Source organism: Pelagibius sp. Alg239-R121 (genome assembly GCF_947331435.1).
Taxonomy (GTDB): Bacteria; Pseudomonadota; Alphaproteobacteria; order Kiloniellales; family Kiloniellaceae; genus Denitrobaculum.
Genome location: NZ_CAMZOF010000008.1, coordinates 414553 through 437423, shown reverse-complemented (window position 1 = coordinate 437423; position 22871 = coordinate 414553). Strand labels below are relative to the sequence as shown.

General features: G+C 56.0%; 22 protein-coding genes. 10 read left to right on the top strand and 12 right to left on the bottom strand.

Annotated elements, in window-relative coordinates; all coding sequences use genetic code 11:
* Window position 1: 1 nt before the first annotated feature.
* From modA to QMZ18_RS26285, 4 genes are all read left to right on the top strand, one after another.
* Window positions 2-838: a molybdate ABC transporter substrate-binding protein gene (gene modA, locus QMZ18_RS26300; RefSeq protein WP_282609350.1), complete on the top strand. Its 837-nt coding sequence runs from the start codon at window positions 2-4 to the stop codon at window positions 836-838.
* 22 nt (window positions 839-860) lie between these two features.
* Window positions 861-1553: a molybdate ABC transporter permease subunit gene (modB, locus tag QMZ18_RS26295; protein WP_282609349.1), complete on the top strand. Its 693-nt coding sequence runs from the start codon at window positions 861-863 to the stop codon at window positions 1551-1553.
* Window positions 1554-1567: 14 nt separating this feature from the next.
* Window positions 1568-2689 carry a molybdenum ABC transporter ATP-binding protein gene (gene modC, locus QMZ18_RS26290; RefSeq protein ID WP_282609348.1) on the top strand — a complete coding sequence of 374 codons (1122 nt, stop codon included), beginning with the start codon at window positions 1568-1570 and terminating at the stop codon, window positions 2687-2689.
* 275 nt (window positions 2690-2964) lie between these two features.
* Complete coding sequence (locus QMZ18_RS26285; protein WP_282609347.1) at window positions 2965-3750, top strand: PleD family two-component system response regulator; 786 nt, start codon at window positions 2965-2967, stop codon at window positions 3748-3750.
* 91 nt (window positions 3751-3841) lie between these two features.
* Here the strand turns inward: QMZ18_RS26285 and QMZ18_RS26280 are convergent, their stop codons facing one another.
* Both QMZ18_RS26280 and QMZ18_RS26275 read right to left on the bottom strand, forming a co-directional pair.
* A complete protein-coding gene (locus QMZ18_RS26280; RefSeq protein ID WP_282609346.1) occupies window positions 3842-4768 on the bottom strand; it encodes a choline/ethanolamine kinase family protein in 927 nt (308 codons plus the stop codon).
* 24 nt (window positions 4769-4792) lie between these two features.
* Entirely contained in the window at window positions 4793-7210 is a 2418-nt protein-coding gene (locus QMZ18_RS26275; protein WP_282609345.1) for an FAD-dependent oxidoreductase, read from the bottom strand.
* 148 nt (window positions 7211-7358) lie between these two features.
* On the opposite strand from QMZ18_RS26275, the gene QMZ18_RS26270 reads away from it, so the two are divergent.
* Window positions 7359-8114 (top strand): DeoR/GlpR family DNA-binding transcription regulator, encoded by a 756-nt coding sequence (locus QMZ18_RS26270; RefSeq protein WP_282609344.1) that lies wholly within the window; start codon window positions 7359-7361, stop codon window positions 8112-8114.
* Between the two features lie 129 nt (window positions 8115-8243).
* Here QMZ18_RS26270 and QMZ18_RS26265 read toward each other — a convergent pair whose 3' ends face one another.
* On the bottom strand, window positions 8244-8564 hold the full coding sequence (locus tag QMZ18_RS26265; protein ID WP_282609343.1) for a PilZ domain-containing protein: 321 nt from the start codon (window positions 8562-8564) through the stop codon (window positions 8244-8246).
* A 219-nt stretch (window positions 8565-8783) separates the two neighbouring features.
* Between QMZ18_RS26265 and QMZ18_RS26260 the strand changes: the two genes are divergently transcribed.
* From QMZ18_RS26260 to QMZ18_RS26245, 4 genes are all read left to right on the top strand, one after another.
* Window positions 8784-9104, top strand: coding sequence for a peptidylprolyl isomerase (locus QMZ18_RS26260; RefSeq protein WP_282609342.1), 321 nt, complete (start codon window positions 8784-8786; stop codon window positions 9102-9104).
* 42 nt (window positions 9105-9146) lie between these two features.
* The gene (locus QMZ18_RS26255) at window positions 9147-9395 is read left to right on the top strand and encodes a ParB N-terminal domain-containing protein (RefSeq protein ID WP_282609341.1); all 249 of its coding nucleotides are present in this window, start codon (window positions 9147-9149) and stop codon (window positions 9393-9395) included.
* 155 nt (window positions 9396-9550) lie between these two features.
* Complete coding sequence (locus QMZ18_RS26250) at window positions 9551-10852, top strand: cyclopropane-fatty-acyl-phospholipid synthase family protein (RefSeq protein ID WP_282609340.1); 1302 nt, start codon at window positions 9551-9553, stop codon at window positions 10850-10852.
* A 10-nt stretch (window positions 10853-10862) separates the two neighbouring features.
* Window positions 10863-11297, top strand: coding sequence for an MOSC domain-containing protein (locus tag QMZ18_RS26245; RefSeq protein WP_282609339.1), 435 nt, complete (start codon window positions 10863-10865; stop codon window positions 11295-11297).
* Between the two features lie 7 nt (window positions 11298-11304).
* Here the strand turns inward: QMZ18_RS26245 and QMZ18_RS26240 are convergent, their stop codons facing one another.
* Window positions 11305-13200 carry a YCF48-related protein gene (locus QMZ18_RS26240; protein ID WP_282609338.1) on the bottom strand — a complete coding sequence of 632 codons (1896 nt, stop codon included), beginning with the start codon at window positions 13198-13200 and terminating at the stop codon, window positions 11305-11307.
* Window positions 13201-13516: 316 nt separating this feature from the next.
* Here QMZ18_RS26240 and QMZ18_RS26235 point away from each other — a divergent pair, with 316 nt between their 5' ends.
* Window positions 13517-14683: a M20 aminoacylase family protein gene (locus QMZ18_RS26235; protein ID WP_282609337.1), complete on the top strand. Its 1167-nt coding sequence runs from the start codon at window positions 13517-13519 to the stop codon at window positions 14681-14683.
* Window positions 14684-14693: 10 nt separating this feature from the next.
* On the opposite strand, the gene QMZ18_RS26230 is transcribed toward QMZ18_RS26235, so the two are convergent.
* The 8 genes from QMZ18_RS26230 to QMZ18_RS26195 all read right to left on the bottom strand — a co-directional run bounded on the left by QMZ18_RS26230 (window position 14694) and on the right by QMZ18_RS26195 (window position 22842).
* Window positions 14694-15983 carry an ArgE/DapE family deacylase gene (locus QMZ18_RS26230; protein WP_282609336.1) on the bottom strand — a complete coding sequence of 430 codons (1290 nt, stop codon included), beginning with the start codon at window positions 15981-15983 and terminating at the stop codon, window positions 14694-14696.
* Between the two features lie 17 nt (window positions 15984-16000).
* Window positions 16001-16933, bottom strand: a complete 933-nt coding sequence (locus tag QMZ18_RS26225; protein WP_282609335.1) for a dimethylarginine dimethylaminohydrolase family protein — start codon at window positions 16931-16933, stop codon at window positions 16001-16003.
* 49 nt (window positions 16934-16982) lie between these two features.
* Window positions 16983-17789: an ABC transporter permease gene (locus QMZ18_RS26220; RefSeq protein WP_282609334.1), complete on the bottom strand. Its 807-nt coding sequence runs from the start codon at window positions 17787-17789 to the stop codon at window positions 16983-16985.
* Window positions 17786-18613: an ABC transporter permease gene (locus tag QMZ18_RS26215; RefSeq protein WP_282609333.1), complete on the bottom strand. Its 828-nt coding sequence runs from the start codon at window positions 18611-18613 to the stop codon at window positions 17786-17788. The genes QMZ18_RS26220 and QMZ18_RS26215 overlap by 4 nt, the downstream gene beginning before the upstream one ends.
* Window positions 18614-18637: 24 nt before the next feature.
* Complete coding sequence (locus tag QMZ18_RS26210) at window positions 18638-19744, bottom strand: ABC transporter substrate-binding protein (RefSeq protein ID WP_282609332.1); 1107 nt, start codon at window positions 19742-19744, stop codon at window positions 18638-18640.
* A 38-nt stretch (window positions 19745-19782) separates the two neighbouring features.
* Window positions 19783-20856 carry an ABC transporter ATP-binding protein gene (locus QMZ18_RS26205; protein ID WP_322097302.1) on the bottom strand — a complete coding sequence of 358 codons (1074 nt, stop codon included), beginning with the start codon at window positions 20854-20856 and terminating at the stop codon, window positions 19783-19785.
* Between the two features lie 189 nt (window positions 20857-21045).
* Complete coding sequence (locus QMZ18_RS26200) at window positions 21046-21984, bottom strand: LysR substrate-binding domain-containing protein (RefSeq protein ID WP_282609331.1); 939 nt, start codon at window positions 21982-21984, stop codon at window positions 21046-21048.
* A gap of 21 nt (window positions 21985-22005) precedes the next feature.
* Window positions 22006-22842, bottom strand: a complete 837-nt coding sequence (locus tag QMZ18_RS26195; RefSeq protein WP_282609330.1) for a phosphodiesterase — start codon at window positions 22840-22842, stop codon at window positions 22006-22008.
* Window positions 22843-22871 lie beyond the last annotated feature (29 nt).

Genomic DNA, 22871 nt, shown 5'->3' with positions numbered 1-22871 from the left:
GATGCGATCGTTTGGACTCTGCCGCGCAAGACGCTTCATACGCGGTGCAGTTTTTCCGACCAGCGGCCTATTGGCCTCGATATTTCTGAGTGTAAGCAGCCACGCGGGGGCGCCTGCCAAACCGGTCACTCTCTTCGCCGCTGCAAGTACGACGAACGCGGTTACTGAAATCGTGCAACGCTATAACGCCCAAAACGGCCCTCAGGTCCGGACGGTCTTTGCCGCATCATCGACTCTGGCAAAGCAGATCGCCAATGGCGCCCCGGCCGACCTCTTCCTCTCGGCCAATCAAAGCTGGATGGATTACCTGGGTGAAAAGTCGGCCCTCAAGACCGGCAGCGAGATCCCGGTTCTGAGCAATCGGCTGGTTCTCGTTACCGCAAACGGGCATTCGATTACCGAAGATCTATCGCCAGCCGTGATCGAACGCACTCTCCCGTTGGAAAAAATTCTTGGCAGCAGCCGCCTCGCCCTCGGCAATCCCCATCATGTACCTGCAGGCATTTACGCGAAGGCAGCACTGCAAAACCTGGATTTATGGGAGCCATTTAAGGACAAACTCGCTTTCTCCGGAAGCGTGCGGACGGCTCTGGCTTTGGTTGAACGCGGTGAAGCTGCGGCTGGAATTGTCTATCAAACCGACGCGTTGATTGCCTCCAAGCTTAGAGTTGTCGGGATGTTCGCCGAAGACAGCCACCCGCCTATCGTTTATCCGCTGGCCATCGTCGCCAATTACGGTGGGCGCAATACCGATGCCTTTTATGGCTTTCTACAAAGCCCGGAAGCTTTGGAAGTCTTTGAGCGCCACGGCTTCAGCGCCCCGAAAGTGCCGAAGTAATGAGCGAGGGGCCTTCGATCGTATGTATTCACTGACCCCTCTGGAACTCGACGCTCTGCAACTGAGTCTGCGGGTCGCCTTTTTTGCCGTGGCGCTTAGCGTGCCTTTGGGAATTGCCGCCGCCTGGCTTCTCGCCCGCTGTAACTTTCCTGGAAAGGCGGTGTTTGATGGAATTGTACATCTGCCATTGGTCTTGCCGCCCGTCGTTGTCGGGTACCTTTTGCTGGTATTGCTCGGACGCGAAGGCCTGATCGGCCGATGGCTGTATGAGGTTTTCGACATCACGCTCGCCTTTACCTGGCAGGGTGCGGCCATCGCGGCAGCAGTCATGGCTTTTCCTCTGATGGTGAGATCCATCCGTCTGGCGCTGGAGTTGGTCGACCGGAACCTGGAAGCCGCCGCCTTTACCCTCGGTGCCGGCTCCTGGAACGTCTTTTTCTCGATAACGCTTCCTCTCATCTCTCCGGGTATTCTTGCCGGATGCCTGCTCGCCTTTGCCCGTAGCCTGGGCGAATTCGGGGCGACCATCACTTTTGCAGCGAATATTCCCGGTGCCACACAGACAATTCCCCTGGCGCTTTACAGCGTTATACAGACGCCGGATGGTGAGTTTCCGGCGCTTCGTCTGGCGATCCTGTCGGTTGTTCTTTCCTTCGCGGCTCTGGCTGTTTCCGAAATCCTGGCGCGCCGTCTGCGTACCCGTCTGGCGGGATAAGGAGGCGATCGCCTGTGCTCAAAGTCGACGTTGAAAAAAATCTCAAGGCCTTTCACCTCGCCAGCCGTTTCGAGTGTGAATCTTCAGGTGTGATCGCTCTGTTCGGGCGTTCGGGTGCAGGCAAAAGCTCAATTGTCAATATGCTCTCCGGGCTGCTCTCGCCCGACCGTGGTCACATAGCGATCAGAGATCGGGTGTTGTTTGACTCCGATCAAGGGATCAATGTCCCACCTCAGAAACGCCGACTGGGTTACGTCTTTCAGGAAGACCGCCTGTTTCCTCATCTCTCGGTCCGCGGGAACTTACTCTATGGCTGGAACCGGGCCCCCCGCGAAGATCGGCGTATCCAGTTGGAGCAGGTTGTTACACTTCTCGGTATCGAGCCGCTGCTGGAGCGACGTCCAGGAAGGCTTTCGGGAGGTGAGAAACAACGAGTTGCTTTAGGACGCGCGCTGCTGGCCAATCCCAGTCTCTTGCTCATGGACGAACCCCTCGCTGCACTGGATCAAGCCCGTAAAGAAGATGTTTTGCCGTTTATCGAACGTTTGCGGGATGATTTCGAGGTTCCGATCATCTACGTCAGCCATAGCATGGAAGAAATCGTCCGGCTGGCCGACACGATGGTGCTGATATCCGATGGCCAGGTTGAAGCTGTCGGGGCCGTGGACGACATTATGGGGCGCCTCGACCTGCGTCCTCTGACAGGCCGTTACGAAGCCGGTGCCGTTATCGCTGCGCAGATCTCTTCCCACGATCACAGCTTCGGCTTGACGGAGCTGCAGTTTGGCGGCGGCACCTTGCGTATTCCGCTCCTGGACATGCCAACCGGGACGCTTCTGCGTCTCAGAATCCGAGCCCGTGATGTTTCGCTGGCCCTAAGGCCTCCCAACGACATCAGCATTCAGAATGTTTTCAAGGCCACCATTGTGGATATCGGCAGCGAGACCGGCCCTCAAGTCGACTTGAGGTTGGATGCGGGAGGGGCTGCGGTATGGGCCCGTATTACCAAACGCGCACTGGTCACCTTGAAACTGGAGCCCGGCCGGGAGGTTTACGCCATGGTCAAGGCAATCGCCGTTGACCGCCATAGCCTGGGTCGCGTGACAGGTAGTGATAGATTCCTGTCAGGAAACTAAGTGGTTTTCGTGCCATGCAGGTACTGGTGGTGCGCGCGGATGAACACTCCTACGTGTTAACGAGCGTCCATTTGTACTTTATTCGTTGAGAAACCGCCCGATTGCGATCGCCGCGCTATCGCGATAGGACCACTCAACGTAGTTCTTTAACGACAGGTAATAATTGAGCGATTCCATACCTCTAAGACATTGAGTATCAGGTTGAACAAGATTTTCTTAGGAAGCCTTTAACGCCTAAGCCTTATCCTGCGGGAAATTTTCAAGGGGTATGGAATATGAGTACCAGCGCAGCACATGTAATTTCCGAAGAGCAAGCCGACGAACTCGCAGAAAACGAAGTTCTCGACGAAGCCCGGGATGTGGTTTCGAATCTGGAAATTCGCCTACAGCAGGTACGTACCGGCAGCCTTGACCGGGATGAAGCTGCGGTTCTCATTTCCCAGGATGCCTCCAATCTGCGTTTGAAGGCACGTACGGTCGCGATTAACGGTCTGGCGCCGATCACCCACCGGCTCGACGAATACATGTCATCGATCAAGATGATCGAAGACCAGCACATTGCGGATCTGCAGACCTTCGGCGACCGGATCGGCGCCCTGTTGGACGGTGATGTTGTCACGACCGAAGAAACAGCCGAGGTCGTTCGTAATCTGCCGAACGTGACGTCTTTCAACGTTAGCGACGTGACTATCACGGATACCGAAGTGACGGTGGTTCTCCCTCAACGCTCTGCAGCCCATGTAGTCGGCCGCGAATTGGCGGCTTGCGGTTACCGGATCTCAACTGTCCTTGATCCCCTGGAAGCCATTGGTCTGATTGTGGAAACCCGTCCCGACCTGGTCATCACAACTGTTGTTATGCCGCGTTTGAGCGGTGTTGACCTGGCTTGTGCGCTGGCAGCGATGCCGTCGACCAAGAGCATTCCTGTCGCGGTCCTGACCAGCCTTGAGCCCAACCATCCGGATCTTGCGGCTCTGCCAATGAATTCCGGCCTGATTCGCCGCGGTCCCAGCTTCGGCGATGATCTGGCCGACGTATTGCACCGGTTCAACATCACCTAGCGTCGTCAACACAAACACTGAGTGCGCAATTATGGCGGTTCAACGTGAGTTGGCCGCCATTATCATATCTGAGACCTGGAACCTGTTTCAGTTACCGACGTACTGCCTCTAGATGCCGTGCAAAGTCGCTGCTGTTCATCAAGGTCTTGCAGCGTTCGAAGCGTTCGACTGAGTAGGCCCAGAAATCTTCCGCTGGATTGCCGTCGGCGTGCTGGATCAGTCCCCAAAGTGTCCAAAGCAGGTCGCACATCGCTTTATAGATGACCATGCGCCCGAAATCAGACGGATCCACCCTGCCGCCAAAGTAGGCGGTCATCATCTCCTCGTCCTGTGCGGCATTGAACCCCGCTTCGACCGACAGGTCCCCCAGATCCCACAATGGGTCATTCATGCCCGAATACTCCCAATCGACAACCCACATCCGATCACCGTCATCCAGGAAGTTTTCGCAAAGCGGGTCACAATGACAGGGCGCCAGTGGCCCAGGCCGGTCCGCGAGCAATTTCTTTATTGGTTCAGCAGCTTGGACAACTTTTTGATAGCCATCCGGCAGATTGATTTCCTTACCCGACAGAATATTGAGGTAGTCGTCGATCATGGCGAAGAGTTCAAAGCGGAACTCAAAGACCTCGCCCGAATGATGAAGCTGCCGCAGGGCACGCGCTGCGCGGGCGGGCGAGCCTGCACGCGACTGGAACTCTGCCGGCGTCATGGTGACGGTCTCATTGATGCAACGGCTGATCATCACGCCTGTATCAGCATTCGCCCATAGCACTTCGGCGGAAACATCCGCGCGTGCGGCCGCAATTGCATTGTGCAGCTCCACAGCTCTGTCGATGTAACCCTCGGTCCCCTTTCCGGGAATGCGGACGATGACAACCCCCTCTTCCAGTTCGACGCGGTAGACAAGGTTGGTAAGGCCGCCAAGACGTGTCACTGCATCGGCAGCGATCAAGGCACCTGTCACGCTCGGCAGATTTTTCAGAGCCTCCCGGACCGCGTTCAAATCGTCGGACATACTGTCTTCTCCCCCCCTATCAGTTCAGGCCTTAAGCCTTTTGTTCTCCGGATCGTAAAGCGGTCCTTCCACGCGCTCGATCGCGTATCGTTCCCCAAAGGCTTCGAGCTTGAATTCGCGCCGTGATGTCAGCTCTGACGGCAGGTAACCGGTCATGATCTGCCGCCCCACCGTGTGGCCGAACGCTGTACTCGAAACGAGCGACACGGTCTGATCGCCGACGAGGATGGGTTCTCCTCCATAGAGAGGAAGCGGCTGTTCAGAGATGAAGCTGCAAAGTTGCCGCGTAACACCTTCTTTCTTCTGGCTTTCCAGCGCCGAACGGCCAGTAAAGTCGCCCTTTGAACGCAGATGAATCCGCCCACCAAGACCGGCTTCACATGGACTGTAGTCGGGCGTGATGTCTGCACTCCAGTAGAGATAGCCTTTTTCCATGCGAAGAGAATCAATCGCGCGGTAGCCAACATCCCGGATGCCAAATTCCTGTCCCGCGTCCCAGAGCTGGTCATAGACATGGAGCCCAAACTCGCTCGGAATATGGAGCTCCCAACCAAGTTCACCGACGTAACCGATGCGGACGGCCCTCACCGGTGCCGCGCCAATGGTGAGGGTTTGCGCCGTCGCGAAGGGAAAGGCTGCGTTCGAGACATCATCCTCTGATACCACCGCCAGGACGTCGCGGGCGTGTGGACCACAGAGGTTGATTACAGCCCGTGCCGACGTCATTTCGACAAGCGTGGCCGATCCGTCGTTCGGCAGGTTGCGGCGGATCCAGTCGCCGTCATGGACCCCGAATCCCGCCCCCGTCACGATGTAGAAATGCGCCTCTGCGAGACGAATCACAGTGATATCGGCTTCGATCCCACCGTGCTCATTGCAGAGCTGAGTGTAAATGACGGCACCAACGGGCTTATCCATGTTGGAGACAGCCAGCTGCTGCATAGCTTTCAATGCGCCTGGCCCGAACAATTCAAACTTTGAGAAACTCGACTGATCAATCAGGACGACACCTTCGCGCACTGCCCTATGCTCTTCGGCAGCGAAGGCTTTCCAACCCGGCTCAAGAAAATCCAGTTGATCGACCGGAGCGGTTCCGGCTGGCGCGAACCAAAGTGGCCGTTCCCAACCGTTTTTTGACCCGAACACGGCACCTTTTGACTTCAGACGTTCGTGCAGGGGACTTAACCGCAGATTTCGGGCGACGCTGCTTTCTGCACCGGGATAGCGCATTTTATAGTGGTGCGCGTAATGTTCGACGGCGCGCGGATACATGAAGGCCCTGGACCCATGATGACGATCGAAACGCCGCGCATCGAGCGGCCAGAGATCGAGGCTCGGACGTCCTTCCAGAATCCATTCCGACATCATTTCACCTGCGCCACCGGCTGCCGCGATGCCATAGAGAAATCCGGTTGCGAGCATCAGATTATGAAAATCCGGTGCGGGGCCCATGACGAAATCGCCGTCGGCGGAATAAGGTATCGGGCCATTGATGAATTGGCGGATACCGACTTCATTGACGACCGGTGTCACCTCGGCTGCACAGGCGGCCAACGGCTCGAAGCGCTCGAGATTTTCCGGTAAGAGCTGGCGGGCGAACTCGCCTGGAATTCCGGAATCTCCAAAGGGCCGCGTATCGTCCTCATAACCGCCGATGACCAGCCTGCCCCCCGCATCCGGCTTGTAATAGACCAGCCGATCGGGATCTCTGAGAGTCGGTAAGCCATCTGGGAAATCCGGAATTGGTTCGGTGACAACATATTGATGCTCGACCGCACAAGCCGGGATCCGGAGCCTGAGTTTTTGCCCAAGCTCACGGCTCCACATCCCGGTTGCCAGGGTCACCGTTTCCGCCTCGTAACTCCCGTCACTGGTCATGACTTCAACGATACGGCCCTTTTCGAGCTTAAAGTCGGTTACCTTCACGCCCTGCCGCAGAGAAGCGCCGTGAAGGCGTGCGCCAGCGGCAATTGACTGGCATAGCGAGGCAGGATCAACGTGCCCGTCTGTGGGAATAAAGGCCGCACCCTCAAGTCCGTTCGTTTCAATGTAGGGAAAGAGTTCCTGTGCTTCGGCAGCGGAAATGATGTTCATTTCCAGCCCAAAGCTGCGGGCCATTGCCGCCAGGCGTTTTGCCTCGAGCATCCGGTCGTGTGATGCAGCCAGGCGGAGACTCCCCACCTTCTTCCAATCACAGGCCAAGCCGGTTTCAGCTTCTAAGCGGTCATAAAGTGCCACGGATTTCTGAAGCATGCGCGTTGTATTACGCGAGGAGCGCAGCTGACCGACGAGCCCCGCTGCGTGCCAGGTCGCGCCTTCTGTCAGACTGGATTTTTCCAGCAAAACCACATCCTGCTCTCCGGCTTTGGCGAGGTGATAGGCGATGGAACAACCGATAATACCGCCGCCGATGATCAGGTGCTTTGCCGAGTGCGTGCTCATATCCTGCTTCGATTTTCCAGTTTTGCCTCTTCAAGCAAAACCTCTATTTCGACATAAATCAATAATTTTGATGTTTTTTGTTGATATTAAACTTTAGAATGAGTGAAACACCGGCCCTATGTGAATTCAGTCGCACCCGGAAACTCTAATGTCGAAGTATGAGCAAGACATTCTGAACGCAATCGGCTTGCGTGGCCGAATTAGCGTGAACGAGCTCGCAGATCTTTTAAAAGTCAGCGATCAAACCATACGGCGTATCGTCAAACCGATGGTCGCACGTGGCGAACTGCAGAAAGTTCACGGGGCGATTGTCAGCACACAGAGCGTCATAGACCCGCCGTTTCTGGCCCGGATGAACCATAACCGAGAAGAAAAGATTGCGATTGCCGGGGAGGTCGCGCGCCTGGTCAACGACGGGCAGTCCCTGGCCATCGATACGGGCTCCACATCCGGCTTCATCGCGCAGGCACTACGGCATCATCGTGATTTAACGCTTGTTACCAACTCGGCCTTCGTCGCAAGCACCTTGGCGATGATCCCCGGCAACAAAGTCTTTATGGCTGGCACTCAGCTTCGCAGTCACGATGGTGCTGCCTTCGACCGCGCGGCGTTTGACGTGATTGCTTCCTTGCAGGTGGATTACGCCATTCTCTCGGCGTCTACGATCCACCCGCAACGGGGATTTTTGGTCCAGGAGCAATGCGAGGTCGATATAACGAAGGCGATGATGTCTATTGCAGATCAACGTGTTATGGCTGTCGATCATTCCAAGTTCTCAGAGCGCAAAGCGGCTCTTGCTTTGCCAAATCTGCAGGAAGGCGACTATTTGATCGTGGATCAGGCACCAGATATCAGGTTCGACGACCTGATTTCACACCTGACTATCAAGATTGCTTCAAATTAGGCGCCAGTCCGACCAGAGACCGAAAGCTTCATTGTTTCATTCGAAACTAAAACACCAGTCGAACCAATTTCTGTATCGACGGGCGAGAGAGAATGCAGCTTTGGCTGCGCTTAGCCGAAATTTCAGAAATTAGTGCAGTCGCCGGCGGCTCGGGTTGGCCAGGTTTTGCGCCAGGCCTTCGTTTTTGAAATCAACTTCATCGAACTTCACGCCGATGCCGTTCCAGGCATGCCTGACAACCGTGCCCGTGAAATCCCCCAGCACTTCAATCTTCATCTCGATTGGATCACCGATTTCGGGACGGCAAGAGGTTTCAAGGAATACGCCACCACCCGACACATCCACAGCGGAGCATGGATTCCAGTCGCTACCCAGTTTCAGGGTCGCGCCATTGGTCGACCGGTATCGCCGGTATCTGCGGCGTTGGTCCTGCCGTCCGCTGAGCGTCATGTGGTCCACTCCTTCTCTCTTTCTTCTCTTTCGTTCGAAGGTCTAACGATAAAGATCACATTTTTCTAAAGTCTTGCAAAGTTCGGTTAACAGAACCGTTTACCATAAGAAATTGGTTGCGGGACAAACTATTTTCAATCTGTTAAAGCTTTCTCGAGGCCGTTTCGGCTCTCGAAAAACCATGTTCGAAATTTTCGCTTTTTTTACAAGAGGTTCCCTATGTCTGCTCAAGTTGCTGCTTCGCACATCCTACTTATGTATGCAGGATCACAGCGTTCCAGCGCAACCCGTTCTAAAGACGAAGCCTTAAGCGAGATCGAAGATCTTAAGACTCGACTCGATGAAGGCGCGGACTTCGGCGAACTTGCAAGCGCCCATTCAGATTGTCCTTCGGGAAAGAGTGGCGGCGATCTTGGACCCTTCGGCCGCGGTATGATGGTGCCGGAATTTGACGAGGCTGCCTTTGGACTTGAAGTCGGTGGCCTGAGTGGTGTCGTAGAGACGCCTTTTGGCTATCATTTGATTCTTCGAACAGCCTGAGAATCCGATGACCGGCATCAGTTTGACAGCGGTAGTCACTAAATGAAGACACACCAGATACCGATCGCCGGCATATACGTGCCGGCAAAGCTGAAAAACGACCTCGACGAAGGCAAGATCGCCGAACGGGCAGAAAGCCTTCTTGAAGAGGGTGAACAGAGCCCCATTCAGGTTCGTCGTGACGACAAAAAAGGCTTTGTTCTGGTCAAGGGTCTCAACCGCCTTGAAGCCTCCCGCGCTTTGGGTGAAACCGAGATTGAATGCCTCATCGTTGCCGCCCGTCAACATTGACGGTGGCCTGGAACGCAGCGCCGCGGTTTATTCAGAAAAAATCAGTCTGCGAAGCGGCGTTGCGGCTATCCTCCTGCTTGGATAGCATCGCCCGGATCCAACGGATTCGCTAACCGATAGCAATCCGGTAATGCGCGACCTTCCAAGGAGTTTTCATGCCCTCGAATCATGGGCAAAGCCGTCTCGATGCGGCGCGCCGGGCTCTCGCTCACGTTCATGAACGCCTCGAATTGGATTTCGGCTTCGAACTCTGGGATGGCTCGACCATTCCAGCGGAGCGAAACGGCGATTCCGACCTGCGGCTTGCGATCACTGACGAAATGGCCCTGCCCCGCCTGCTGCGGCGTCCAAAAGCCAAGACTCTGATCGACTTGCATATTGCCGGTGATATCGACATCCGCGGCGGGACTTTGTTCGAACTCGCATCCCGTCGCCCGCAAGGCAAATCCCGGGTTCTGCGCGAACGTCTGGACAAAGGTTTGCTGCTGAAGGCCGCCCTACCTCTTGCTGTCGCCTTTAAAAAGTCAGGCGGCTCAAGCGACAAGCTGGGCGAGGGTTCCACCGCAGGCAAAGGCAGCGACAAGGCGGATATCGCCTATCACTACGACGTTTCCAACGATTTCTATCGCCTCTTCCTTGACAAGGAGATGGTTTATACCTGCGGTTACTTCACGGATTGGGCCAACGATATCGATACGGCTCAGCGCGACAAACTGGACATGATCTGCAAAAAGCTGCGCCTGAAGCCCGGGGAACGCCTGTTGGACATCGGTTGCGGCTGGGGAGCACTGATCTGTCACGCTGCCGAGCATTACGGCGTCACGGCCCTCGGCGTGACTCTGTCGGATGAACAACTGGAACTGGCCCGTAAACGCATCGAGGAACGGGGTCTCAGCGATAAGGTCTCCGTCGAGTTGCGCGACTTTCGCGACCTGGAAGGAACCTTTGACAAGGTATCTTCAATCGGCATGTTCGAGCATGTGGGTATCGCCAACCATGCCAGCTACTTCAAGACCGTAAACCGGCTGTTGGAGCCGCGTGGCCTCTATCTGCACCATTCCATTGCTCGGCGAGGCAAGTCGAGTGATGCGAAGTTCAACAAGAAGCGTCCTGAATACACCTCGATGCTGAAGTACATCTTCCCAGGGGCAGAGGTCGATCATGTCGGTATGTCGATCCGAAACCTGGAAGCCCACGGCTTCGAAGTGCACGATGTCGAAGCCTGGCGCGAACACTATGCACGCACGACACGTCTCTGGGCGGAACGCCTGATGGCCAAACGCGAAGCCGCCATCGCCGAAGCCGGCGAGGAGCGCTACCGGCTCTGGGTGCTCTATCTCGCCGGCGTTTCCATGGCCTTCGAACGCGGAACCCTGAACATCTTTCAGACCCTTGCCTCCAAGCGCACTCGCGGCCTATCGGGTATGCCGCCGACCCGTGCAGACCTCTACGAATAGGAACTGCAAGATGGGAAAGTTGCTGGGCATTGCCCGAAAAGCCAAGAGCGGAGCGCCGATGGAAGAAATTCACGCCGCCGGAGTTACGGTGGAACAGGGCCTTGAAGGCGACTACCGCGGCAAGCTTCGCCGCCGGCAGATTTCGGTCCTTGCCCGCGAAGATTGGGAAGCAACCTGCGCCGAACATGGCAAGGACCTGGCCTGGACCACCCGCCGCGCCAATCTGCTGGTCGAAGGCGTTGCATTGAAAGAAGCCACAGGTTCGCGCTTGAAAATTGGCGATGTCGTTCTGGAGATCTACTGCGAAACCGATCCCTGTACCATCATGGATAAAGCCAGCCCCGGTCTACGCCGGGCATTGGAACCGGACTGGCGCGGCGGCGTTTGTTGCCGCGTGATAAAGGGCGGCAGGATTTCGCTGGGAGACGACGTCGATTTTATTTGACGCCAGTCTAACGGCCGCCCGCAATTCCTGTGCTGATGACCGTGTTCATATAGTCTCCAACAGCTAAAAACCGACCACCCTTGAGCGCCGTAACAGCATACAAACCGGCCTTGGGCAGTTCTAGCTCCGACCAAGTCTCACCGCCATCAACAGTCGCCAGAATGAGGCCCTCCTCACCCAGGATCCAGCCATGCCGCCCGTCCGGCTGAAAGGAAACTCTAATTAGAGCTGGGCCGTCACGCTGTTGTTCGGTCCAGCTTTCCCCGCCATTGATGGTCTTCATGATCACGGCGTCGCCCCACCCTTGATATCCTCCGACAGCCCAACCGGTCTTAGCGTCAGGCAGAAAAAACACATCGTAGAGAGTTGGCGAGTCATTTGTCTCTTCTGTCCAGGTCCGCCCGCCATCCTTAGTCATCATGATCAGCCTGCGCCTGGAACCGCGATATCCCGTTCCCCCAACTGCCCACACGTGTGAACCATCTTCCGAGGCCGCAACCCCCCATAAGCTGCCCCTGTCGAAATCTCCCGCCTTCAATTCTCGCTGTGAGACCCAGGTATTGCCGCCGTCACGGGTAGAAAAAATGGCGCTCGCCAAACCGACCGCCCAACCGCGCCGGCCTTTCCGATCGAATGCAACATCCAGGAGAGTTGGAATTCCGACAGTCTGGCTCACCCAATGCTCCCCGCCGTCAATGGTCCAGAAAATGGCCCCTTTCGCACCAACGGCCCACCCGTTATTGCCATCGCCGTGAAGAACAACACTCAATAAAGGTTCGACGCCGTTAACCTGTTCGAGCCACGTCGTGCCTGCATCTTTCGTCGTGAAGATAACGCCGCTATCATTGTAGGAGCTTGCACCAACGGCGATGCCCGTTTGTCCATCATCAGAAAATGATGCGGATAAAAAGGTTGGGCTGCCGTGTCGCTGTTGGGTCCAGTTTTGCCCGCCATCTGCCGTCGTAAAAATTGTGCCGGACGCGCCGACAACCCAGCCCTGTCGCCCATCACTGTCAAACGTGACGCTGAGAAGATCTGGGCCGCCTTTCTGCTGTTCCCGCCATGTCTCGCCACCATCGAGCGTAGATAAAATCAGACCGTCATCCCCTACGATCCAACCACGCTTTCCATCATCTACGAACGTAACATCAATCAGTTTGTGCCGGCCCAGGTAGAGTTCAGACCAATCTTGGCCACCATCTTCAGTCATTATCAACACGCCGTTTACGCCAACCGCCCATCCTCGAACGGCGTCATGATGGATCTCAACCCCCAGAAGCCCATCCGCACTGCTGAACTGTTCGTTCCATGTCGTCCCACCGTCACTCGTTTCGAGTATCTCCCCGATTTGTCCGACAACCCACCCATGGCGCCCGTCTGCAGTGAAGGCGACATCGTAAAAGACGAGGCTCCCGCTGTACTGTTGAACCCAGGACTCACCACCGTCTTTGGTCGCGAGGATGACTCCATCGGCAGGATAAGCTGTCCCACCGACCGCCCAGCCCAGTTTGCCAGCTGCATCGAACGTGACATTGTAGAGGGTGGAACCTCCTTGACGTTTATAGTTCCAGCTCTTGCCACCGTCGTGGCTGTAAATAATTGTGCCATCTTCACCAACGGCCCAGCCTCTCAATCCATCAGCTGCAAACGCAATACTGTGAAGAACAATGCCAGCTCTGAATCGCACTACCCAGTGGGCACCGCCATCAGTCGTCGCCCACAACGAATCATCGTTTCCAAGCGCCCAACCACGGCGGCCATCGCTGTTAAAGATGACTTTGGTAAAGGTTTGGCTCGAAATGCCGATACCAAGTTGCCTCCACCCGTTGCCTTCAGGCTTTGAACGAGCATCAGAATCCTGAACCGCTGCAGGGTCCGCCATCGCCGTGCCAGCCACGCTCATTATGATGATCAATAAGACCCATCTGACGGAACGCTCGAGCAAGCGGAACGACCTTCGTGACAATAGGGGTTGTGCGTTTCTCAGGGACGGGAGTTGGCAAAAATACATACAGATCCAGACTTGGAGTCGGTAGACGGAATTTGATAGCCGCGTTGGTGACGGCGGATACAGACGGCAGTCCTTATCATAAAAATTCGGTCACATCTGATTGGCTTCGTCGCGTCTAAATCTGACTCGTCATTACAGGCTTGTCATTCCATGTTTCATCAGACACAAAGCCGACTATGGCGCAAACATCCGGGGTTTGGGGATTTCCATGACACAAAATTCAGAACTCATTCAGTCAGAAATGACAGCTTGGCGGCGGGATATCCACAAACATCCCGAGCTTGGCTTTAACGAAGTCCGCACCTCGGACAAGGTGGCTGAACTGCTGGAAAGTTTCGGCCTGGAAATCCATCGCGGCATCGGAACCACCGGGATCGTAGGCGTTCTGCGCAAGGGCCAGGGCAACCGGGCCATTGGGTTACGCGCAGATATGGACGCTCTGCCCATCCAGGAGGCCAACGACTTCGCGCATCGATCGGTCAACGACAAGGTCTTTCACGGTTGTGGTCACGACGGCCATACCGCGATGCTGCTGGGTGGCGCCAAGCACCTGGCCGAGAGTGGTGACTTTGATGGCACGGTCTATTTCATCTTCCAGCCGAGCGAAGAGGACGGCCGCGGCGCGCTTTCCATGATCGATGACGGGTTGTTCGAGCGCTTTCCCATGGAGGCCGTCTACGGCATGCACAACATGCCGGGCATACCCGCTGGGCACTTCGCTGTCCGCAAGGGCTCGATGATGACTTCGGAAGACATCTTCGTCATCACGATCAAAGGCCGTGGTGGACACGCCTCCATGCCCAACCGCACCATCGATCCGGTCGTGATCGGGGCAGAAGTCGTGCTTGCGTTACAAACGATCGCCTCCCGCTCTGTCGGCCCCCAGGACTGGTGTGTGGTCTCGGTTACTGAAATGCTCACAGACGGTGCGCGGAACATCATTCCCTCCGAGGTGACCATCAAAGGCGACTGCCGCGCGTTATCAAGCGATACCCAGGAGCTCATTGAACGGCGTATGCGTGAGATCGTGTCGGGAATCTGCGGCGCCTATGGCGCGGAGGGACACGTTCACTATCAACAGGATTTTGTCGCCACGGTGAATTCGCCGGCTGAAACCGAGGCCGCAATCGTTGCCGCGCGCATGGTTGCGGGCGAACCGGCCGTCGACCCGGACTGCCCTACCTGCGGCGCTTCGGAAGACTTCGCGCGTATGCTGCAGAAGAAACCGGGTTGCTACATTCTGATCGGCAACGGATTGGAGGGGCACTGCGGATCATCGCTCCATAATCCGCATTACGATCTGAACGACGAGATTCTGACGATTGGCCGCGATTACTGGACCAAGCTGGTCGAGACACAGCTTCCAGCACGCTAACGATTAGACTCTAGCCGTCAGAAATGCGTTCCAGGCCGCACCATTCGGCAATGAAGAGCGCTATGGCGCCGGTCACGCGTTTGATGGAGCTCAGGCTCACTCGTTCATCGAAGCCGTGGATGCCTTCTGAATAAGGGCCGTAAACGAGACACGGGCAGTTATCGTAAAGCACGAAAACGCGGCCATCCAGATAGGCCGGTGTGACCATGCTCTCTAGGTTATGCCCGTGGGACGCCAGGTGCGTGCGTTCGAGCAACCGTTCTGCGTCGCTGCCTTCCTCCAGTACATAACCTTCGGCGAAGAACCCATTCCATTCAACCTCGGGCGGATTGTTGGCCAGGAAAGGATGGTTTTGTGCCGCGGCTCTGAGGCAGCTTTCGATTTCCGCCGCCCGTTCGGCCGGGTTCCAACCGGGATAGATGGAAATACGGCAATCGAAGGAACACCAGGCAGGCACTGAAGAGGCCCAATCACCGCCCGCGATCTTGCCGACATTCAGATTGATTGGGTGTTCAAGGTTTTCAAAGTATTTCTGCGCCGACTTCTCGCCGTTCCAGCGTTCTTCCAGTTCATGGAGAGCGGATATCAGAGGGAAAGCCGCCTCGATGGCATTCGCGCCGGAACCAGCTTCCAGCACATGAACCGGCACACCACGCACATGAACGCGGAACCACAGAACTCCGACGTTGGCCCTGACCAATTTGCCATCCATCGGTTCAGGGATGATTGCGGCATCGGCACGGTAACCGCGGACAAGGCAGGAAAGTGCTCCATTGCCGGTGCATTCTTCCTCGGTCACAGATTGAAGATGTACGCGTGCGGCAGGATGAAACCCAAGCCTCTTCAGAGCATCGAGAGCAAAGATGTTTGCTGCGATCCCCGCCTTCATATCGCCGGATCCCCGACCGTAGAGCCAGTCACCCTCCACATGCGGGTCGAAGGGCGGCTTGCTCCACATATCTAGCGGACCGGTCGGAACTACATCGACATGTCCGTTGAGGATCAGGGAACGCCCCTGCTCCTCTCCTGGCCTATGCGTACCGACCACGTTGATGGCATTACTGTAGTCGACTTTGACAGGCGAGAAACCGGGATGGTGCTCGATGTCGCCAACCTCGATTGCCCAGCGATCCATTGTCAGATCCCGGGCGCGCATCTCTTCAAAGAGGAAATCCTGCGCCGTGTGTTCTTGGCCACGCAGGGAGGGAAACCGCACCAAATTCTGGGTAAAGGCAAGCTGCCCGCCGAAACCTTCATCAACCGCCGCCAGGATCTCCCGGCTTAATGTTTCGTCGAGCATTCTTCCCCCTATGTTTTCTACTCCCGGCGAAGTGACTGCGCCATGCAGTGAATACCGCCGCCGGTTTTCGAGATTTCACTCATATCGATCTCGGCAACCTGGAAGCCCCGTGCCTTCACCTGTTCGATCAGGCTGCGGCTGTGCTTCGGTGCAATAATCCTGTCCTTACCCAGAGACATGACGTTGCAGCCCAAAGTGACGGTATCCTGAAACGGCACGGGAATGATTTCAATGCCTTTGCCCTTCAGCCAGTCAACCACGTCCGGAGCCGTACATTCCAGGCAAACCGCCGCCAGTTTCTCAGCGAGCATTACGACCATCAGATCAATGTGCACATAGTAAGGATCGAAATAGGTTGGCTTGACTTCCCAGCCTTCCGCTTCGAACCAGCCTTTTACCTGTTGAACGGCCTCATCCTGCGTGCGCTCACCACCACAGCCAACCAGAACACATCCCGGCTCGATAACGTTAAAATCGCCGCCCTCGAACAAGCCGGCCGTAATACAGTCGTAGATCGGAATTCCCAACTTCTCATAGGTGCGGATTGCAGCGAAGTTCTCGCCCCGTCGCCACCAGTTGCACATATTGGTGATGACCGCGCCGAACGGAGTCATGAAACTGGAGTCCCGGGTATAGACCTGCATCGGCAGAGCCGAATCCTCCGACTGGTAATGCACCCGCACCCCGAAGTGCTCGTACGCGGCAATCAGTTCCTTGTGTTGATCTTTGGCAACTGCGATGTCGCAAGGGGCTTCACGCAGGTATTTGCGCGACAAGGAGGAGGTTGAGAGGTGTTTCAGGTTTGCCGGCGTTCCCAACAACACGTCGGTCAAAATGCCGTACTCGTCCTCTGCACCCCAAAAGTTCATACGCGGCGTGGAACCGCCTTCGCGGCGGCGCTGAAGCGTGAAACGTTCCTGTGTCTGCATTTGATCAGGCGTGGTGAGCATCGCAATCGTTCCTCTGTTTAAAATGCGTTGAGCCGCTTGGAGTGTTAGATCAGGTGTGATTTTTCGCCCTTCCGGCGTAGACCAGAAATGAACGGGCCAAGATGACAAGGACAGTCACCGCCATGAGGATAACCGATACAGCGGCGATGACCGGATCGACATTAAGGCGTAAACCATCCCATATGCGTTTGGGCAGGGTGATAACATCGATGCCGCTGACAAACAGGGTCACCGCGATCTCTTCCCAGGACAGCACAAGACTGAGAAACCAGGCGGAGAAGAGACCGAACTTGAGGTTCGGAAGTACGATCAGAAACGTCGTCTGTACCGCCGATGCGCCCAGGTTTCGCGATGCGAGTTCGAGCGATCTGTCGAGCCTCGATACCGCAGTCAGCATTACGATAACCGCGAAGGGAGAAACCATGATGACGTGGGTGATCACGAGTCCAAGATAGCTGTCGATGATGCCCAGGCGTGCCTCGAGAAAATAAATGATGACGGCAGAGACGACGGGCGGCACGGCAAGCGGCAGGATTGCCAGGCCAACCAAAAGGGCACCGAAACGCGGCCGGCGGTACCAAAATCCCAGTGCAAACGCCGTCGCCAAAAGGGTCGCCAGGCAGGCGCTGACGAGCGCGATCACGGCGCTGTCGGCGATACTTCCTGTCCAGGCGTCGCTGGTGAAAAGGGCGTGATAGTGCCGGAGCGACCAGTCCGAGCCCGGCATGGACAAAAACCGCTTCGGCGTAAAGGAGATCGGGATGACTGCGATCAGCGGTACCAACATGAAAATGCCGACCAGATAAGCCATGACGATCAGGCAACGCCGCTTGAGATGCTCGCCGAATGAGGTCATCTGACAAGCCTTTCCGGCCGAATAACCCGAAAGAGCAGAGCACTCAGAATCGCCACGATCGCCAACAACCCGACGCTCAGCGCAGCGCCGAACCCCCAGTTCGTAGTCTGGAACATCTGGATGTAGATGTATTCCGCGATCATCACGATCTTACCGCCGCCAAGGACGGCCGGCGTGATGAAGAACCCAAGCGAAAACACGAACACGATAATGATGGCCGCGACGATTCCGGCCAGAGTCAGGGGGAGAAAGGCGTTGAAAAAGGTAAAGCTGGCGCTGGCGCCCATGCCGCGTGACGCGAGTAAGATCTTGGGATCGATCTGCCGCATCACCGATGCCAGAGGGAAGACCGCAAAGGGAACCATGAAATGGACCATACCCAGGACAACTGAGAACTCGGTACGCACGAGATAAAGCGGATCCGAAATAACCCCGGAAAACAACAGGATGTCGTTCGCCACGCCTTTGGTCCGCAGAAGAACAATCCATCCGAAAGCACGGATCAGCACGGATATCCAAAAGGGGATAAAGATGCAGATCTCCATGATCAGGCGTCGCGCCGGTGAACCGAACACCCAATGGTAAGCGAGCAGATACGCACAGAGAACGCTGATCAGAGTCACAAGCAGGCAGATGCGGAAAGTTCGGAGGAGAACAGCGATGACGTCTCCATCCGTTACCAGCCTAACATAGTTCTGCAACCCGGGTTCTGGGCGCGACAGAGACCACTCGAAAACGCCTAGCAAAGGCGCGATGTAAAACGGAAGCACCAGGACAGGCAGAGTCCAAAGCAACACCGTCTGCAACACTTGGGTCTGCCGCACGCTCCCCATCCCTGCTCCAGTCTCTTAGCTACCGATCAGCGCGAGATATTTGTCGAGAGCACCGCCAAAGTGTTCGGCATACCATTCGCTTTGAATGGCAATCTGACGTGCAAAATTTTCCTTCGAGCTCGCATCAACGCTCGCGAAGTCCGCGGGCACCAGGGCATGCGCCGCCGGGTTCGCCGGGCCATTGCCTAGTTCTTGCAGCAGAATCACCTGGTACTCAGGTTTCTGGCAGTGCGCGATGAACTCCATCGCCGTCTTTGCACCCGAAGGATTGTTTTTAATGACTGTCCAGCCTGACGGCGTTACCAGCCCTTGGTCGAAGGTCCAGCGGACATCGCCTTCCGTGTCGCGTTCGGTAAGGCTCGCCCGGGTATGCCAGAGAAAACCCATCGAGACTTCACCGTCGCGCAGAAGCTGCTGGCTTTCTGCACCGGACTGCCAAAAGCTCGCTACGTGGGGCTTCAAACCTTCGATCTTGGCCAGCGCTCTATCCACATCCAGGGGATAAAGCTCCGCAGGATCGACACCATCGGCTAAAAGTGCCGCTTCCAACACGCCGGTCATCCATTTGTAGAGCGTGCGTTTACCGGGATATTTTTCCACATCCCAAAAATCAGCCCAGGAGCTCGGCGGCTTCGCGCCGAACTTGGTTGCGTCATAGGCGATCACATGGCTGTAGAAGTAGGAGGGCGCACTGAATTCGTCGGCGAATCCTGGCTCGATCTTGGATTTGTCCACGATTGAATAATCAATGGGCTCAATCATGCCGGCCCGGCCAAGACGCAGTGCTGAATAGGGCTCAGCATCGCAAACATCCCAGCGTACTGAACCACTCTCAAACTGTGTCTTCATTGAGCCTTCAAGCGGGCCGGAGCCGTCTATTTGGATGGTCGTACCCGTGGCCGTGCTGAAACTTTTGGTAAAGGCCTGCTCATAGGCCGGTATCGCGTCGCCGCCCCAATTGACCACCACAAGCTGGTCTGCGGCGCCCGCCTTGCCTGGTCGCCATACTGCGCTCACTCCGAGTGCGGTCAAGCCCGCGAGAAGCGTGCGTCGATTGAGTTGACCGGCCTCGTATTTCGACCTGAGAAGGTCGACGCAATCGCGTTTGAAGTCTTTATTCATGTCTTCTCCCCTTTTTGGTGGTTCTCAAAGCCTCTATGTCAAACGGTCAGAACTTTTCCTTTGTCGGCGGGCCAACTCAGCCAAATTTTTTCGCCGGCGCGAGGTTGAAATTCAGCGGTCGTGCTCGGAACCGAAAACGTCAGGATCAATTCATCGGCTGCCGACAAAACCAGATCGGTCGTAGCGCCTTGATAAGTGAGATCGCGAACCTGAACTTTCAGAGCATTGGTTGAATCCTGCGGCCGATCGCGGCTGACGCGCATATGTTCAGGCCGAATGGCGAGGCAACAGCTGGTATAACCGTTCATGTCACTGCTTTGAGGTGCCGCCAGAAGCTGCCCGCCAAAAGTCCCCCTCAGCACCGAGCCGTCCTGCACCGGCCCCTGTAGAGGGACAATATTGATGCTGCCCAGGAACTCCGCGACGAAACGGGTGTTCGGTTCGCGATAGATCGTCTCAGGCGTACCGGTCTGTACCAATTTTCCCTGATCGAAGATTGCAATTTTGTCGGACAGCGCCAGAGCTTCGCTCTGATCGTGGGTGACGAACACGAAGGTCGTTCCGGTTTCCCGATGCAATCGCTTTAACTCCACCTGCAACTGTTCGCGCATGTTTCTGTCCAGCGCGGACAAGGGCTCATCCAGCAAAAGAAGATCAGGACCGAACACCAGAGCCCGTGCCAGGGCGACGCGCTGCTGCTGCCCGCCAGACAGCTGTGAAGGTTTCTTGTCCCCATGTCCGTCCAACCCAACGGTCCCGATAATCCGTTCGACGTCAGACCGGCGTTTATCCTGGGGAACACCGCGAATCCTCAAGGGATAGTCTATGTTCTGGCGTGCTGTGAGATGCGGAAATAAGGCATAGCCCTGAAAGACCATACCAAAGTTCCGCTGTTCGGCGGGCAGCTGTGTGATATCGCTGCCGTTTTTAAACAACTGGCCGGCTGAAGGCTCGACGAAACCGGCAAGGATCATCAGGAATGTGGTCTTGCCCGAACCGGATGGCCCCAGCAGTGTAAGGAATTCACCGTCGTTGATTTCGATACCGATTTCCGACAGAACGGTGATGCCGCCGTAGCGTTTCGACACGCCGTTCGTAGATATTTGGGCCAAAGTAATCTCTTCGTTCAATCAAGCGCGGACGCGGCAATTCTCCGCAGCCACATATGATTACGGCGAACGAATTCCGCGCAACTGAAACGTTTTTGCCCAATTTTATGAATTTTATTCAGCGATTGCCTGTTACTGGCGTTGGCTTAAAGCTGCTCTGGACCGACCTTCCGCTCCAGACGGTCCGGACTCTCAGCCGTCAGCTACCGACTTCTCAAACTCAGAAAAAACCCATTTTCGAAAAGCGGCTACAGCAAGGCGTTTCCGTTTTTCATCCTGTGTCACGAGGTAATAGGACTTGGAGCCGACAACATCGCCACGGAACAGCCGCACCAGGGCGCCGTCACGCACGGCCTGACTGGCAAGAACATTGTCGCCAATGGCAATACCATGTCCGGCCCGGGCCGCTGCGATACAATGATTTACGTCGGTAAAGACCGTGCCCTGGTCGGACTTGACGCCGTTGGCCTTAACGGCGGCCAGCCAGATCGCCCAATCACTGTAATCCTTGTGGTGAAGCAAAGGATAGTTTGAGAGGTCATTGGGATGAGAAACCTCACCGAAGGCCTCGATAAGCCGTGGACTGCAAACCGGAAAGAACCTCGGTGAATAGAGCAACTCCACCTGCATTCCAGGCCAGACGCCGTCGCCATAGACGATGGAAAGATCGATGTCATTGCTGAAGACATCGATCCGGTCGTCGGGTGTGACAACCTTGATCGAAACATTCGGATAGAGTCCGTTGAACTTTCCTATGTGCTGGCTGAGCCAATGAGCGCCGAAGCCGCTTTGACAGTTAATGCAGAGATGGCCGTAGGGCTCCTCGTCACCAACCGGGATCGAGGCCTGCGCGATAATCTGCAGGGCGCGCCTGACTTCTGCGGCGTAGCGATTGCCTGCTGAGGTGAGTTCTAAATTGCGTCCGTTCCTACGGACCAGACGGGCACCGAAAGACTCTTCCAGTTTACGGAGTTGATGGGTGATGGCACTCGGCGTGATGTGCAGGTGTTCTGCCGCCTGCACCGTGCTTCCGAATTTCGCGACGGCGTCAAAAGCCTTGAGCGACTGCATGGACGGCAGGCGGGTTGGTGCAACGGTATTTTGCTTGGGCGGTTTTAGAGGATGATCCACTGGTGGAATGCCTCCGTTGAATTAGGCATGGCTATACCTGACAGCCCAATCGTCGAACGGGCTGTTGCGTATATCAAACTTTTTGCTGCCGTCGAGGAAGTCGTGGGTATGAATGACGACCGTATCATCGGCTATCAAGACAACCGCGTAGGCCGGCGGTTCAAAACTTCCTGAAAGGATATCTTCGGACTCCAGATCGAACCAGCATTGATGGTTCATACCGCGCAGGCTCGATACCGGGATTCCTTTCCAGCTTCCTGATAAAGGCCGATGGATATGCCCGAAAAAAAGATGGCGAATACGATCGGCGTAAGGCGCAATAACGGCGGCGAAGGCTTCAGGTTCCTGGAGCGAAATCTTATCAAGTGGTGCCAGACCGATCTTGAAAGGTGGGTGATGCATGAAGAGAAAAGCGGGTGCCCCCGCCTCCTCCGCCCCCTTCAATTGTTCCGATAACCAGACGCGCCGTTTGTCACAAAACCACCCCGCATGGCTTCCTTCCAGATAGGTATCCAGAAAAATCAGATGTCCCTGCGATGTCTTTCGCACGGACTGCACAAATCCGCTTTCGTCACATTTCTGATCGGGAAAGCATGCGGTAAAGACCGGGCGGTTATCGTGATTACCAAGCAACAACTGGACCGGCGGTGTTAAAGGCGACAAGACCTCGGCGAGACTTTCAAAGGCTTCCGTTTCGCCCCAGTGCGTGAGATCGCCGGTAATACAAACAAGATCCGCATCACTGTGGTGTTTATTGATATCTGCAACCGCGGCTTCCAGGACAGCGCGCGGGTCACCGCCATAGAGCGTCTCTCCCCGAGGTACGAAATGCGTGTCGGTCAAGTGGATCAGTTTCATTTTGCGAGGCCCCTGCCCCTTCCCTCGTT

Excerpts from the sequence above, each read along its gene's own strand:
- modA (WP_282609350.1), top strand. The coding sequence starts at position 2 with ATGCGATCGTTTGGACTCTGCCGCGCAAGACGCTTCATACGCGGTGCA.
- modB (WP_282609349.1), top strand. The coding sequence starts at position 861 with ATGTATTCACTGACCCCTCTGGAACTCGACGCTCTGCAACTGAGTCTG.
- QMZ18_RS26285 (WP_282609347.1), top strand. The coding sequence starts at position 2,965 with ATGAGTACCAGCGCAGCACATGTAATTTCCGAAGAGCAAGCCGACGAA.
- QMZ18_RS26280 (WP_282609346.1), bottom strand. The coding sequence starts at position 4,768 with ATGTCCGACGATTTGAACGCGGTCCGGGAGGCTCTGAAAAATCTGCCG.
- QMZ18_RS26275 (WP_282609345.1), bottom strand. The coding sequence starts at position 7,210 with ATGAGCACGCACTCGGCAAAGCACCTGATCATCGGCGGCGGTATTATC.
- QMZ18_RS26270 (WP_282609344.1), top strand. The coding sequence starts at position 7,359 with ATGTCGAAGTATGAGCAAGACATTCTGAACGCAATCGGCTTGCGTGGC.
- QMZ18_RS26265 (WP_282609343.1), bottom strand. The coding sequence starts at position 8,564 with ATGACGCTCAGCGGACGGCAGGACCAACGCCGCAGATACCGGCGATAC.
- QMZ18_RS26260 (WP_282609342.1), top strand. The coding sequence starts at position 8,784 with ATGTCTGCTCAAGTTGCTGCTTCGCACATCCTACTTATGTATGCAGGA.
- QMZ18_RS26255 (WP_282609341.1), top strand. The coding sequence starts at position 9,147 with ATGAAGACACACCAGATACCGATCGCCGGCATATACGTGCCGGCAAAG.
- QMZ18_RS26250 (WP_282609340.1), top strand. The coding sequence starts at position 9,551 with ATGCCCTCGAATCATGGGCAAAGCCGTCTCGATGCGGCGCGCCGGGCT.
- QMZ18_RS26245 (WP_282609339.1), top strand. The coding sequence starts at position 10,863 with ATGGGAAAGTTGCTGGGCATTGCCCGAAAAGCCAAGAGCGGAGCGCCG.
- QMZ18_RS26240 (WP_282609338.1), bottom strand. The coding sequence starts at position 13,200 with ATGAGCGTGGCTGGCACGGCGATGGCGGACCCTGCAGCGGTTCAGGAT.
- QMZ18_RS26235 (WP_282609337.1), top strand. The coding sequence starts at position 13,517 with ATGACACAAAATTCAGAACTCATTCAGTCAGAAATGACAGCTTGGCGG.
- QMZ18_RS26230 (WP_282609336.1), bottom strand. The coding sequence starts at position 15,983 with ATGCTCGACGAAACATTAAGCCGGGAGATCCTGGCGGCGGTTGATGAA.
- QMZ18_RS26225 (WP_282609335.1), bottom strand. The coding sequence starts at position 16,933 with ATGCTCACCACGCCTGATCAAATGCAGACACAGGAACGTTTCACGCTT.
- QMZ18_RS26220 (WP_282609334.1), bottom strand. The coding sequence starts at position 17,789 with ATGACCTCATTCGGCGAGCATCTCAAGCGGCGTTGCCTGATCGTCATG.
- QMZ18_RS26210 (WP_282609332.1), bottom strand. The coding sequence starts at position 19,744 with ATGAATAAAGACTTCAAACGCGATTGCGTCGACCTTCTCAGGTCGAAA.
- QMZ18_RS26195 (WP_282609330.1), bottom strand. The coding sequence starts at position 22,842 with ATGAAACTGATCCACTTGACCGACACGCATTTCGTACCTCGGGGAGAG.